This window comes from Rhizobium sp. SG570 (assembly GCF_012275345.1).
In the GTDB taxonomy this organism is placed as follows: Bacteria; Pseudomonadota; Alphaproteobacteria; order Rhizobiales; family Rhizobiaceae; genus Rhizobium; species Rhizobium lusitanum.
Genome location: NZ_JAAZQI010000006.1, coordinates 43165 through 55865, shown reverse-complemented (window position 1 = coordinate 55865; position 12701 = coordinate 43165). Strand labels below are relative to the sequence as shown.

Genomic DNA, 12701 nt, shown 5'->3' with positions numbered 1-12701 from the left:
GGACGGAGCTGGCGCATGGAATGGCTTTCGGGCAGGGTGATCCTCGTCTGGGGTTTTAAACGTGCGCTGCTTGCCATTCTGGCTGGTGCCTTCGGCGTGCTGGCGCTGCCGCCCTTCGGCTTCTTTGCCGCCATGTTCGTCTCCTTTACGCTGCTGGTCTGGCTGCTCGACGGCGTCGCTGCCGGCCCCGATAGCGGGCTTTTAGGCCGGCTATGGCCGGCCTTCTTCACCGGTTGGCTGTTCGGTTTCGGCTATTTCGTCGCCGGTCTGTGGTGGCTTGGCCACGCGCTGCTGATCGATGCCGATGAGTTTGCCTGGGCGCTGCCGCTGGCAATCCTCGGCCTGCCGGCCTTCCTGGCGATCTTTTATGGCGTGGCGACCGTGCTTGCTCGGATTTTGTGGTCCGACGGCATGGGACGCATCGCGGCGCTCGCCTTCAGCTTCGGTCTGCTGGAGTGGTTGCGGAGCTTTCTCTTTACCGGCTTTCCCTGGAATGCCATCGGTTATGGCGCCATGCCCATTCCGCTGATGATGCAGTCTGCGCATGTGGTCGGCGTGCTTGGCGTCACCGTGCTTGCCGTCTTCGTCTTCGCCGCGCCAGCCCTGCTCGGAACGCGTCAGGGGCGGGTGCCAGGGTTGGCACTGGCGGTGCTCCTCGCCGCCGCCGATTTCGGCTACGGATACTATGCACTGAGCCTGCCGGATGCGCCGTCAGCGGGCGGCAAGGCGGCAACCGTCGTGCGCATCGTCCAGCCGTCCATCGATCAGGAAACCAAGATGGACTCGGATGCGGACCGCGCCGCCGTCTTCGACAGGCACCTGGCTCTCTCGGTGCAGCCGCCGGCCAATGGCGGCAAGCGCCCCGATATCATCGTCTGGCCGGAAACCGCCGTGCCCTTCATCCTGACCGACAATCGTGATGCGCTCGCCCGCATCGCGGACCAGCTGGACGACGATCAGATCCTGATCACCGGCGCGGTTCGCGTCGAGGACATGGGCCCTGGCGCCGCGCCGCGCTATTATAATTCGATCTATGTCATCGACGGCCGCGGCCAGATCATCGGCGCATCCGACAAGACCCATCTCGTGCCCTTCGGCGAATATGTGCCCTTTGAGAGTATCCTGAGCTATCTCGGTATCGAGAACGTCGTGGAATTGCCGGGAGGATTTTCCGCGGCCACGAAGCGGCAGTTGCTGACTTTGCCTGATGGCATCAAGCTTTATCCACTGATTTGTTACGAAATCATCTTCCCGAACGAGATGACGCCGGAAATCCGGCAGGCTGACGCGATATTGAACGTCACGAATGATGGCTGGTTCGGCGACACGCCGGGGCCTTATCAGCATTTCCTGCAGGCAAGGGTAAGGGCGGTGGAGCAGGGTCTGCCGCTGATTCGCAGCGCCAATACCGGCATCTCGGCCTTTGTCGATCCGCATGGACGTGTGCTCTCCGGAATCGATTATAATCAGCAGGGCTTCATAGACGCGACTTTGGGTGGTGCAACCCCATCGGGTATCGACGACGGAGCACGAAAAGTATACTTCTGGTTGATTGTGGGTATAGGCGGCATGATCGCGCTGATTTCACGCATGGGTTTTATTTCAAGGGTGAATTGACCAAAAAACCCTAAAATTGCATAGTGCTTGGTGTCCGCCTTTTTGAACGTAAACTGGAGGCCTTGGGGGCGTCGGCTGCAACGTGGCGTTATAGGGGTGGTGAAGGGTACCGGGTGGCAAGGGCCTGAATTCAACCTATGTTAGGGTAATATGATGATTGAGAACAAAAAAAAGCCGAACCCCATCGACATTCATGTCGGAAGCCGCATACGCCTCCGCCGCACCATGCTTGGCATGAGCCAGGAGAAGCTCGGCGAAAGCCTCGGAATTACGTTTCAGCAGATCCAGAAGTACGAGAAGGGCACCAACCGCGTCGGGGCAAGCCGTCTCCAGAATATTTCCAGCATTCTCAATGTCCCGGTTTCCTTCTTCTTCGAGGATGCCCCAGGCGAGCATAACACCAGCACCGGCGGCATGGCCGAGGCGTCCAGTTCCAATTATGTCGTCGATTTCCTGTCTTCCTCCGAGGGTCTGCAGCTCAATCGCGCCTTCGTGAAGATTTCGGACGGCAAGGTCCGCCGCAAAGTGGTCGAGTTGGTCAAGGCGCTCGCTGCCGAGGCGGACGCCGAATAGACCTTTGGTCCAGCACCGGTATCGTTAAGTCGAGAGGCGGCCATTTTGGCCGCCTCTTCCGTATTTATGGCAAAATTTTATCACTTTAGCCGGGATATAAAGATATATTTATGTCCTTGTGCGACTTGTTTTTCGGGCCGGAGGCGACTATCAAATGTAGAGATTTGTTCTTTGAGGGGAATCCCGTATGCGCGCGAATTATCTGTTTACGAGTGAGTCTGTTGCCGAAGGTCACCCGGATAAAGTTTGTGATCGTATCTCCGACGAAATCGTCGATCTGGTTTACCGCGAGGCCGCAAAGACCGGCGTGAACCCCTGGGGCGTGCGCATTGCCTGCGAGACCCTTGCCACCACCAACCGCGTCGTCATCGCCGGCGAAGTTCGTCTGCCGCCGAGCCTGATGAAGAAGGACAAGGACGGCAACGACGTTATCAATCCCTCGAAGTTCAAGGCTGCGGCTCGCCGCGCCATCAAGGATATCGGCTACGAGCAGGACGGCTTCCACTGGAAGAAGGCGCGCATCGACGTGCTCCTGCATTCGCAGTCCGCCGACATCGCCCAGGGCGTTGACAATGCCTCCGACCAGCAGGGTGACGAAGGTGCGGGCGACCAGGGCATCATGTTTGGCTACGCCTGCCGCGAAACGCCGGATCTCATGCCGGCGCCGATCTACTATTCGCACAGGATCCTGCAGCTGCTCGCCACCGCCCGCAAGAAGGGCGACGGCGATGTGGCAAAGCTCGGCCCGGACGCCAAGAGCCAGGTGACGGTCCGCTACGTCGACGGCAAGCCCGCTGAAGTGACCTCGATCGTGCTGTCCACCCAGCATCTTGACGACAGCTGGGATTCGAAGAAGGTTCGCGCCGTCGTCGAGCCCTATATCCGCGAAGCGCTTGGCGACCTGAAGATCGCGCATGATTGCAAGTGGTACATCAATCCGACCGGCAAGTTCGTCATCGGCGGTCCGGACGGCGACGCAGGCCTCACTGGCCGCAAGATCATCGTCGACACCTACGGCGGTGCAGCACCGCACGGCGGCGGTGCCTTCTCCGGCAAGGACACCACCAAGGTCGACCGTTCCGCCGCTTATGCAGCGCGCTACCTTGCAAAGAACGTCGTGGCCGCCAGCCTTGCCGATCGTTGCACGATCCAGCTGTCCTACGCCATCGGCGTCGCCCAGCCGTTGTCGATCTATGTCGACCTGCACGGCACGGGCAAGGGTGTCAGCGAAGACGATGTCGAAGCAGCCATCCGCAAGAGCATGGATCTTTCACCGACGGGCATCCGCCGGCATCTCGACCTCAACAAGCCGATCTATGCGAAGACCTCGGCCTATGGCCATTTCGGCCGCAAGGCCGGCCGCGACGGCTCCTTCTCCTGGGAGCGCACGGATTTGGTGAAGGCTCTCAAGGAAGCTGTGAAGGTGCGGGAAGCCGCATGATCGACGTCGCTCGCCGATCGCGGGCGACGGAAGCATTCTTCGGCCGGCGCAAGGGTAAAGCCTTGCGCGGCCAGCAGGCCGAGAAGCTGGAGGCATTGCTGCCGCGATACCTCGTCGATCTTTCCGCTCCGGCGCCGCAGCCGCTGAATGACCTTTTCCCGGTGCCGACCGAGCGTCTGCGGCTGGAGATCGGCTTTGGTGGCGGCGAGCATCTAATTCACAGGGCACTGGAACAGCCGGCCACCGGCTTTATCGGCGTCGAACCATTTGTCAATTCGATGCAGAAGCTGCTTGCGCGTGTCGACGAGACCGGTGCCCGCAATCTCCGCGTCTACAATGATGACGCAACGCAGCTGTTGGACTGGCTCCCGGACGGCTGCCTGGACCAGATCGATCTGCTCTATCCCGATCCCTGGCCGAAGAAGAAGCATTGGAAACGACGCTTCGTCTCGCAGGTGAATCTCTCCCGTTTCCATCGCGTGCTGAAGCCGGGCGCGTTGTTCTGCTTCGCTTCCGACATAGACACATATGTCAATTGGACGCTGCGGCACTGCCATGCGCATGGCGGGTTCGAATGGACTGCGCGGAATGCCGCCGATTGGCTGACGCCTTACGAGGGATGGCCGAGCACGCGCTATGAGGCAAAAGCCCGGCGCGAAGGGCGGTCTTCGGCCTATCTGACCTTCGAAAGGGTCTGATTGCAGCCGTTGAGTGTAAGAAGTCGGCAAAAAGTGTCGGATTGAAACAGGCGCTATTGCGCCATGACAGCCACATGCGGCCACTGGCTCGAATACACATGCGCCACGATGTTGGCCGGTGTAGAGCACAGTCCTGTGCGAACGGTGAAGCTCACCGTCAGGCGACGTGATCGGTCAGTGCAGGCTGACCGTCTTGAGTTCGTCCTCGGCAGCGCGATAGAAGGTGCTGGAGCGATTGTCCGTCAGCAGGATCGGCGTGCCGTCGGCACCGAAGAGAGCCCAGAGGTCGACATCGGGATCGATATCAGGCGCCTCGGGGAAGCAACGGGAGACTTCGTTCCAATCCATCTTTCTGATGTAGGCGACTTCGCCGGTGCCGATATTGGCAAGCTCGGATTCGGTTAGGCGGGCGTTAGCTTCTTTCAAAAGCATGTTCGTACCTCCAGTATGAGGGACCAACGGCAGTGAGCCGTTGTCTTACTGTGAGACCGAAATGTTAATTTTCTTTACTATGCGATCCGGTTCCGGCCGAATGAGATCGACGGAGAGAAGCCCATTCTTCAGAACGGCGCCAAGGACCTGCATGCCGTCGGCAAGGACGAAGACGCGCTGGAACTGCCGGGCCGCGATGCCGCGATAAAGATAGTCGCGCTCCCCCTGTTCAATCTGACGCCCGCGGATCAGAAGTTGGTTCTCTTCCGTTGTGACATCAAGTTCGTCCTCCGAAAAACCGGCAACTGCAAGCGTGATGCGCAGACGCTCCGGCTCGCCCGAAAGACGGTCGGCCTGCATGCGCTCGATATTGTAGGGAGGATAACCGTCACTGGCCTTGGAAATCCGCTCCAGTGTCTTTTCCATGGTGTCGAACCCCAGAAGCAGGGGGCTGGCAAAAGGCGTCGTCCGGCTCATCGTTTCAAGTCCTTGGTGTCAAGCGACTGTTCCGGACCTGATCTTCAGCACCCGGTTGCCGTTAATATGGGATTACGCGCCAATGAGTGCAAGGCATCGTGTCTTCGCATTTGCGAGATCGAATTCCGTCGCGAAATATCGGCTTTCGGCGCGCTTCCGAATGTCTTGACAAAGCCTGATCGGACTCGCATCAAAGCCCGTCGATCTGCACCGGAGGAAAGTTACAAACATGACCGAACCTAGAAAAATCATCATCGATACCGATCCCGGTCAGGACGATGCTGCCGCGATTCTGCTTGCTTTCGGCAGCCGCGACGAGATCGAGGTGCTCGGCATAACGACGGTCGCCGGCAATGTGCCGCTGCGGCTGACGAGCCGCAACGGCCGCATCATCTGCGAGCTCTGCAACCGCCGCGATGTGAAGGTTTTCGCCGGTGCCGACGCGCCGATCAAGCGCAAGCTGGTCACCGCCGAACATGTGCACGGCAAGACCGGCCTCGACGGTCCGGATCTGCCCGAGCCGACCATGGAGTTGCAGCCGGGCCATGCCGTCGATTTCATCATCGACACGCTGCGCGGCCAGCCCGAGGGTACGGTCACGCTCTGCACGCTCGGCCCGCTGACCAATATCGCGCTGGCCTTCCAGAAGGCGCCCGACATCGTCGGACGCGTGCGCGAGCTGGTGATGATGGGGGGCGGCTTTTTCGAGGGCGGCAACATCACGCCGGCGGCGGAATTCAACATTTACGTCGATCCCGAAGCGGCGGATATCGTTTTCCGCGCCGGCGTGCCCATCGTCATGATGCCGCTCGACGTCACGCACAAGCTGCTGACGCGCAAGGATCGCGTCGCTCGCATCGCCGCCATCGGGACTCCACCCGCCAAGGCCATGGTCGAGATGCTGGAGTTCTTCGAACGCTTCGATATCGAGAAATACGGTTCGGATGGCGGCCCGCTGCACGATCCGACCGTGATCGCCTATCTCCTAAAGCCCGAGCTGTTCAAGGGCCGCGATTGCAATGTCGAGATCGAGGTGACATCCGAGCTGACCGTCGGCATGACCGTGGTCGACTGGTGGGGCGTCACCGACCGCAAGCAGAATGCCAAGGTCATGCGCGATGTCGATGCTGACGGCTTCTTTGCGCTGCTGACGGAACGCTTCGCCCGCATTTGATGCGCGAGCAAGAAAAAAGGCCGCCGGATCACTCCGGCGGCCTTTTCGGTTGCTGAGTTAACCCCGGCTTAGAATTCTTCCCATGCGTCCTGTGCCAGGGCATTGGCACCCTGGGTCTGCGGACGTGGTTTGCGTACCGGTGCGGGCGCAGGCGAGGCCCTGCGGGAAGAGACGGGCGCCCGCATCTGCTGTGCTGCCGCTCGCAATGCGCCGGCATTGTCCTGGGTGCCGTAGGAGGTGCGGAAGCGCGCGACCAATGTCTTCAGGGTCTGGGCTTCCTCGGCAAGCGTCACGCTTGAGGCGGTGGTCTCCTCGACCATCGCGGCGTTCTGCTGCGTCACCTGGTCCATCTGGTTCATGGCCGAATTGATCTCCTTCAGCCCGATGGCCTGCTCGCTTGCGGAGGCGGAGATCTGGCGGATGAGGCCGTTGATCTCCATCACCTGCTCGGCGATCTTGTGCAGGGCGTTGCCGGCGCGGCCGACCAGATCGACGCCTTCCTTGACCTGTCCGGCCGAGGTGTTGATCAGCGTCTTAATCTCCTTGGCGGCATTGGCCGAGCGTTGCGCCAGTTCGCGGACTTCCTGGGCGACGACCGCAAAGCCCTTGCCTGCTTCGCCCGCGCGCGCGGCTTCGACACCGGCATTGAGGGCAAGCAGGTTGGTCTGGAAAGCAATCTCGTCGATCACGCCGATGATGCGCGAGACTTCCTGCGAGGATTGTTCGATACCATGCATGGAGGCGATGGCCTTCTGCACGATCTCGCCGGAGCGTCCGGCATCCTCGGATGCGGCGTTGACGCTGCTGGCGGCCGTGCGGGCGTTTTCGGCGCTGGAGTTGACCTGTGCGGTAAGCTCGTTGAGGGCCGCAGCCGTTTCCTCGAGGCTTGCCGCCTGCTGCTCGGTGCGTCGGGCAAGGTCCGATGCGCTGTTGCTGATTTCGCCGGTACCGCTGCCGATGTTGCCGACGCTGAGATTGACCGTTTGCACGGTCTCTTCGAGGCTGGCGAGGGCGGCGTTGAAATCCTGCTTCAGCTGGACGTATTCGCCGGGGAAATCGTCGGTAATCCGATGGCTGAGATTGCCCTTCGAAAGCTCCGCAAGGCTGTGGCCAAGAATACCGACGATATGACGCTGCAGAGCGACGCTCTCGTTGCGTTCGGTTTCCGAGCGGCGGCGTTCGCCTTCGGCAGCCAGACGCTGATCGTTGGCTTCACCTTCCAGAAGCTTGGTGTTGGCAAGCGCGAAGCGGAAACCTTCCAGCGCCTTGGCAACTGAACCGACCTCGTCGGCCCGCGCCTGACCGGCAACCGGTTCTGCGTAATTGCCGGCGCTGAGGCCCTTGACGCTGGCCACAAGGCTGGCGAGCGGCGTCTGTACAAAGCCGCGAACGGCGGCATAGAGAGCCAGCATGACGGCGACGAGCACAAGAATACCTGCCACGATCATCGTATAGGTCTGATCACGCACGGGCGCTGCGATCGCGCTATGCGGCACGTCGATGAGAACGACCCAGGTGGCGTTGAGGCCCGGAACGGCGAAGGGATAGACAACACGGTCGAATTCCTCGCCGCCATTGTCCGACAGGTTCTTCAGGATGCTCGCTGAAGAGGAAGTCAGCGCCGCCTTGATGATATCCGCGCCTGCACCGCTATAATCCTTCATCAGCAGGCCCGCAGTCGGCGCGACCAGCCACTTGTTGTCCTGGGACACCAGCAGGACGCGACCGGAACCGAACGGCTGCATCTTCTGCAGCTTCGTGGAAAGCGAGCCGAGAGAAATGTCGACGCCTGCGACGCCGATCAGCTTGCCGCCAGACATCACCGGATAGGCGATCGAGCTCATGGTCGTCGGAACATCGGTACCTTGGGCGAGATAGGGCGGAGTGATTGCACCCTTGCCGCTTTCGGCGGCGAGCTTCCACCAAGGTGCCGTGTAGTCGTTATCGAAAGTGGAGAACTGGATGCCGCCATCCTTGGTCTTGGACCAATAGGGCGTAAAGGCGCCCTTGTCGTTGACGGCTTGATCCTTGTTGTTGGCAAGCTCCGTCGTCTTGCCGTCGATGGCGCCGAGCTGCTCGCAGAACCAGCTGCCGAAGGCAAACGCGTTCTGCTCGACATTCGCCTTGAGGATATTGATGATACCCTTGCGGTCGAAGGAATGACCTTCGTGGCCACGGCCGATGATGGCGGCCATGGAGCGGGCGGCGCTGGCCATCTCGCCGACATTGGCGGCAATTTCGTTGGAAATGGACTTGGCCTCGGTATTGGCCTGATCCATCGTCAGAGTCTCGACGCGATCGCGAGTCTGGGAAATCAGCAGAAAATTGGAAACCAGCAAGACGAGTGCTATCGCCAGCCCCGTGACCAAGATCAGCTTGGCCGCAAGCGACTTCATACGAAAGATGAACATCATTTCCTCGAAAAAGCGATGCGTCGGATAGGCATTATCCAGATGCAAAGTCGGCGCAGGATGGCCCTGTCATGGGGCCGCCGTGAGAATACCTGCCGCAACCGGAAGGCTTGGACGCCAGGCCAGAGGAGAATGATACCGAAGCGCAAAAATTTAATTAATTACGCTTCCTGATGCTTACGAATTCCAGCCGTTAGAGCCGTTCTTCGACTTCGCTGGCAACTGGAATGGAAGGCTGTGCACCCGCCTTGAGGCAGGCGAGCGAACCGGCGACGGCGGCGCGGCGGAGGCTGGCGTGAAAGTCCATGCCTTGGTCGAGGCTTGCGGCAAAATAGCCGCAGAACGTATCGCCGGCGCCGACCGTATCGACAGGCTCGATGACCAGACCCTTGGCGCGTGAAACCTCGCCATCGCGGATGGCGATGACGCCGTCGCCGCCGAGCGTCACGATCAGCGTTTGCCCGGTTTCGGCATGCAGGCGCACGAGCGCTGTCTCGCGCTCCGCTGCCGACATGTTGTCCTGGCCGGCCAGTCTCTCGAATTCCGTCTCGTTGGCGATGACGATATCGGCGAGCCGCCCGAGGCGCGCTGCCTCCGGGATCAGAGGAGCGAGATTGAGCACGGTGCGCACGCCCTTGGCCTTTGCTGAAATCAACGCTGTCTCGACCGCAGCAACGGGGATTTCGAATTGAAGCATCAGCGTATCGCCGGGGTTCAGCGCGGCGACAGCCGCTGTTGCGTGTTCGGCCGTATTCGTGCCGTTGGCGCCGGGCACGACGGCGATCATGTTCTCGCCGTCGCCGCCCACGAGGATCAGGGCTGTGCCGGTCGGTTCCGAGACGCGCCGGGTGGTGGAAAGATCGGTGCCGGCAGCGTCAAGCAGTGCGAGGGCAGGCTCTGCGAAGCCGTCGTTGCCGACCGCACCGCTCAAGCGGACCGTTGCGCCGGCGCGCCGCGCGGCCAGCGCCTGATTGGCGCCCTTGCCGCCGGCGGCGGTGGAAAAACTGTTGCCGGCGACGGTTTCGCCCGGCTTCGGCAGACGATCTGTCGTGGCGATGAGGTCCATGTTGATGGAGCCGAAAATGGTGATCATGCGATATCCTGCCCTGGGTGTTGATTTTGCATGATCCTGCCCGAAGGCTGCCTTCAGTCTTTTGGGATCACGCGCCGATTTGGCGCGACACTGCCCGAAGCGATCAGTCCTCGTCAACCACCCTCAGCTTGAGTTGGCTGGTGCGGTTGTCGGTCGGCTTCGGCCTGTCCTCCGCACGCGTCTTTGCTGGTTCTTTCGCGGTCTCGAATTCCAGGGCCTCTATTCTCTCGCCGCGCCTTGCCAGCTTGTCGGCCGAGGTGACGATCATGTCGACATCCTTTTGCGCCATGGCGAAGTGCCCCTGGAGCTTGCGCACCCGTTCGTCCAGGCGCGAGAGATCGTCCATCAGATGTGCCACCTCGCTTTGGATGACATGCGCCTGCTCGCGCATGCGCTGATCCTTCAGCACGGCCTGGATGACCTGGATCGACAGCATCAGCAGCGACGGCGAGACGATGACGATGCGCGCGCGCTGAGCCTTCTGCACGATCGCCTCGAAATTCTCGTGGATTTCGGCGAAGATCGATTCGGAGGGGACGAATAGGAAGGCCGTGTCCTGCGTCTCGCCCGGAATGAGATATTTCTCGGCGATGTCGCGGATATGCAGTTCCAGATCGCGGCGGAACTGCTGTCCGGCGATCTTGCCGTGCTCAGGATTGGCGGCGGCGCGAATGGCGTTCCAGGCTTCGAGCGGAAACTTGGCATCGATGACCAGCGGCGGCGAGCCATTCGGCATGCGAATAGTGCAGTCCGGCCGCGAGCCATTGGACAGCGTCGGCTGGAAGGAATAGGCGCCCATGGGCAATCCATCGGCGACGATCGTTTCCATGCGTGCCTGGCCGAAAGCGCCGCGCGTCTGCTTGTTGGAGAGGATGGCCTGCAGGCCGACCACGTCCTTTGCCAGCGTTTGGATATTGGTCTGGGCTGCGTCGATGACGGCGAGCCGCTCCTGCAGGCGTCGCAGGTTTTCGTGCGTCGACCGTGTCTGCTCGCCGATCGTCGCCGTCACGCGTTGCGACATGCCGTCCAGACGCTGGCCGATGGCCTGGTTGAGCTCCGCCTGCCGCGAGCCGAATACTTCGGCCATGGTGGCGAGCCGGCCCTGCATCTCTGCCTGCGCCCGCAAAAGCGTCGCCATGTTGTGCTCGGATTCCAGCATATCGTCCTCGGACCGCCCCCTTCCGCGCATCATCAGGATGATGACGGCGAGCATGAGCAGGATGACGAGACCGGTCAGAACCTGGATCGTGGAGATGGCTTGGCCGAAGATGATGAAGGACATGGAACCGAGTATGCTTGTGGAATTCTTACCGACACCATAACAAAACCGCCGTGAATAGCTAGATCAAAACGTGAACAAGATTTTCCGCCAGCTTATTCCAGCCTGGGTCGGTGTCGTTGAAAAAACACCTCGATACGGCCATCTTGGCGATTCCATCGCACAACAAGATGCGTTATGGGAAAAGTCATGACGATCAAGCCACTTATCATTTTACCCGATCCGCTGCTCCGCCAGGCTTCCAAGCCTATCGAGCGCATCGATACTGAAACTCAGCGCCTCGCTGACGATATGTTGGAAACCATGTATGACGCGCCGGGCATCGGCCTTGCCGCTGTCCAGATCGGCGTTCCGCGCCGCATGCTTGTTATCGACGTGTCGCGCGAGGGCGAAGAGAAGACGCCGCTGGTTTTCATAAATCCGGAAATCGTCGCCTCGTCGGACGATCGTTCGGTTTATGAAGAGGGCTGCCTTTCCATTCCGGACTACTATGCGGAAGTGGAACGCCCGGCCCGCGTCACCGTCAAGTATCTCGACCGCGACGGCAAGGAGCAGCTCACCGAGGCCCACGGCCTGCTCGCGACCTGCGTGCAGCACGAGATCGACCACCTGAACGGTGTGCTGTTCATCGACTATATTTCCCGCCTCAAGCGCGAGATGGTGATCAAGAAATTCACCAAGGCCGCCAAGGCCAAGGCTCTTTGATCTGCGGTTATTGAAAGATTGGGCTGACGCACATATGATATCATTGATATCATACAGAGGTGCGGATGAGTGATCTTTTAATTCGCGGCATTGACGACACGCTGAAAAAGCAATTGCAGGCAAACGCCAACCGGCATGGCCGTAGCCTTTCCGATGAAGCGATTGATCTGTTGCGCCAGTCGCTTGGGCGCCAGGAGGATTCCAACAGTTCCGCAGGGCAACGGCTGAGAACCATTCTTGGCGGAGAGAAGCTGAGCGGAGAAGAGATCGATGCAATCGCCGCCTTTCGGCACGCTCCAGATCGTGAACCGCCGCGATTTGAGTGATTCTATCTTGAGGTACTTCGGATGATTGTGCTCGACACCAATGTCGTATCCGAACTTCAAGGGCGGTTGCATAGCGATCGGATATTGCTTTGGCTCGATGGTTTCGCTGTCGAAACCATTTTCCTAACGACCATTACCGTGGGTGAGATCCGATTTGGTCTGGAGCTATTGGCAGACGGGAAGCGCAAGGCGGCATTGATTGTGCAATTGGAAGCGATAGAGGCTGAGTTTTCCGGCCGCGTCCTCGGGTTTTCCAGCAGTGCGGCGCATCAGTATGGAATAGTTTCCGCCCGACGTCACAAAGTTGGACGGCGAATGGAAACAAAGGATGCCATGATCGCCGCTATCTGCCTTGCGCACGGCGCGACATTGGCGACGCGCAACACAAAAGACTTCGAGGGGCTTGATCTCAAGCTCATAAACCCGTTTGAAGACGGCTAGCGTTTGGTCCCCCGATAGCGCGGCGCGTCTTTGG

The 12701-nt window shown here is 60.2% G+C and carries 13 protein-coding genes; 8 read left to right on the top strand and 5 right to left on the bottom strand.

Features of this window, described 5'->3' with window-relative positions; genetic code table 11:
- Window positions 1-15 precede the first annotated feature (15 nt).
- The 4 genes from lnt to FHT28_RS14030 all read left to right on the top strand — a co-directional run bounded on the left by lnt (window position 16) and on the right by FHT28_RS14030 (window position 4329).
- On the top strand, window positions 16-1617 hold the full coding sequence (gene lnt, locus FHT28_RS14045; RefSeq protein ID WP_037203036.1) for an apolipoprotein N-acyltransferase: 1602 nt from the start codon (window positions 16-18) through the stop codon (window positions 1615-1617).
- 153 nt (window positions 1618-1770) lie between these two features.
- Entirely contained in the window at window positions 1771-2190 is a 420-nt protein-coding gene (locus tag FHT28_RS14040; RefSeq protein ID WP_037203317.1) for a helix-turn-helix domain-containing protein, read from the top strand.
- Between the two features lie 187 nt (window positions 2191-2377).
- Window positions 2378-3631 carry a methionine adenosyltransferase gene (gene metK / locus FHT28_RS14035; protein ID WP_037203038.1) on the top strand — a complete coding sequence of 418 codons (1254 nt, stop codon included), beginning with the start codon at window positions 2378-2380 and terminating at the stop codon, window positions 3629-3631.
- Entirely contained in the window at window positions 3628-4329 is a 702-nt protein-coding gene (locus tag FHT28_RS14030; protein ID WP_168596539.1) for a tRNA (guanosine(46)-N(7))-methyltransferase TrmB, read from the top strand. The genes metK and FHT28_RS14030 overlap by 4 nt, the downstream gene beginning before the upstream one ends.
- A 174-nt stretch (window positions 4330-4503) precedes the next feature.
- Here FHT28_RS14030 and FHT28_RS14025 read toward each other — a convergent pair whose 3' ends face one another.
- Together FHT28_RS14025 and FHT28_RS14020 are read right to left on the bottom strand one after the other, a co-directional pair.
- The gene (locus FHT28_RS14025) at window positions 4504-4761 is read right to left on the bottom strand and encodes a DUF1150 family protein (RefSeq protein ID WP_037203042.1); all 258 of its coding nucleotides are present in this window, start codon (window positions 4759-4761) and stop codon (window positions 4504-4506) included.
- A 45-nt stretch (window positions 4762-4806) separates the two neighbouring features.
- Window positions 4807-5238, bottom strand: coding sequence for an Hsp20 family protein (locus FHT28_RS14020; protein ID WP_037203043.1), 432 nt, complete (start codon window positions 5236-5238; stop codon window positions 4807-4809).
- 229 nt (window positions 5239-5467) lie between these two features.
- On the opposite strand from FHT28_RS14020, the gene FHT28_RS14015 reads away from it, so the two are divergent.
- Window positions 5468-6412 (top strand): nucleoside hydrolase, encoded by a 945-nt coding sequence (locus FHT28_RS14015; protein WP_037203044.1) that lies wholly within the window; start codon window positions 5468-5470, stop codon window positions 6410-6412.
- 68 nt (window positions 6413-6480) lie between these two features.
- On the opposite strand, the gene FHT28_RS14010 is transcribed toward FHT28_RS14015, so the two are convergent.
- From FHT28_RS14010 to FHT28_RS14000, 3 genes are all read right to left on the bottom strand, one after another.
- Complete coding sequence (locus tag FHT28_RS14010) at window positions 6481-8823, bottom strand: methyl-accepting chemotaxis protein (protein ID WP_168596538.1); 2343 nt, start codon at window positions 8821-8823, stop codon at window positions 6481-6483.
- Between the two features lie 193 nt (window positions 8824-9016).
- Window positions 9017-9916, bottom strand: a complete 900-nt coding sequence (locus FHT28_RS14005) for a ribokinase (protein WP_092574418.1) — start codon at window positions 9914-9916, stop codon at window positions 9017-9019.
- 103 nt (window positions 9917-10019) lie between these two features.
- A complete protein-coding gene (locus FHT28_RS14000; protein WP_092574416.1) occupies window positions 10020-11198 on the bottom strand; it encodes a DNA recombination protein RmuC in 1179 nt (392 codons plus the stop codon).
- Between the two features lie 186 nt (window positions 11199-11384).
- Between FHT28_RS14000 and def the strand changes: the two genes are divergently transcribed.
- The 3 genes from def to FHT28_RS13985 all read left to right on the top strand — a co-directional run bounded on the left by def (window position 11385) and on the right by FHT28_RS13985 (window position 12667).
- Entirely contained in the window at window positions 11385-11900 is a 516-nt protein-coding gene (gene def, locus FHT28_RS13995) for a peptide deformylase (RefSeq protein WP_037203047.1), read from the top strand.
- A gap of 65 nt (window positions 11901-11965) precedes the next feature.
- Complete coding sequence (locus tag FHT28_RS13990; RefSeq protein WP_080760509.1) at window positions 11966-12226, top strand: plasmid stabilization protein; 261 nt, start codon at window positions 11966-11968, stop codon at window positions 12224-12226.
- A 21-nt stretch (window positions 12227-12247) separates the two neighbouring features.
- Window positions 12248-12667, top strand: coding sequence for a type II toxin-antitoxin system VapC family toxin (locus FHT28_RS13985; RefSeq protein WP_047556188.1), 420 nt, complete (start codon window positions 12248-12250; stop codon window positions 12665-12667).
- Window positions 12668-12701 lie beyond the last annotated feature (34 nt).

Excerpts from the sequence above, each read along its gene's own strand:
- FHT28_RS14000 (WP_092574416.1), bottom strand. The coding sequence starts at position 11,198 with ATGTCCTTCATCATCTTCGGCCAAGCCATCTCCACGATCCAGGTTCTG.
- lnt (WP_037203036.1), top strand. The coding sequence starts at position 16 with ATGGAATGGCTTTCGGGCAGGGTGATCCTCGTCTGGGGTTTTAAACGT.
- FHT28_RS14020 (WP_037203043.1), bottom strand. The coding sequence starts at position 5,238 with ATGAGCCGGACGACGCCTTTTGCCAGCCCCCTGCTTCTGGGGTTCGAC.
- FHT28_RS14030 (WP_168596539.1), top strand. The coding sequence starts at position 3,628 with ATGATCGACGTCGCTCGCCGATCGCGGGCGACGGAAGCATTCTTCGGC.
- metK (WP_037203038.1), top strand. The coding sequence starts at position 2,378 with ATGCGCGCGAATTATCTGTTTACGAGTGAGTCTGTTGCCGAAGGTCAC.
- FHT28_RS14040 (WP_037203317.1), top strand. The coding sequence starts at position 1,771 with ATGATTGAGAACAAAAAAAAGCCGAACCCCATCGACATTCATGTCGGA.
- def (WP_037203047.1), top strand. The coding sequence starts at position 11,385 with ATGACGATCAAGCCACTTATCATTTTACCCGATCCGCTGCTCCGCCAG.
- FHT28_RS14015 (WP_037203044.1), top strand. The coding sequence starts at position 5,468 with ATGACCGAACCTAGAAAAATCATCATCGATACCGATCCCGGTCAGGAC.
- FHT28_RS14005 (WP_092574418.1), bottom strand. The coding sequence starts at position 9,916 with ATGATCACCATTTTCGGCTCCATCAACATGGACCTCATCGCCACGACA.
- FHT28_RS14010 (WP_168596538.1), bottom strand. The coding sequence starts at position 8,823 with ATGTTCATCTTTCGTATGAAGTCGCTTGCGGCCAAGCTGATCTTGGTC.
- FHT28_RS13985 (WP_047556188.1), top strand. The coding sequence starts at position 12,248 with ATGATTGTGCTCGACACCAATGTCGTATCCGAACTTCAAGGGCGGTTG.
- FHT28_RS14025 (WP_037203042.1), bottom strand. The coding sequence starts at position 4,761 with ATGCTTTTGAAAGAAGCTAACGCCCGCCTAACCGAATCCGAGCTTGCC.
- FHT28_RS13990 (WP_080760509.1), top strand. The coding sequence starts at position 11,966 with ATGAGTGATCTTTTAATTCGCGGCATTGACGACACGCTGAAAAAGCAA.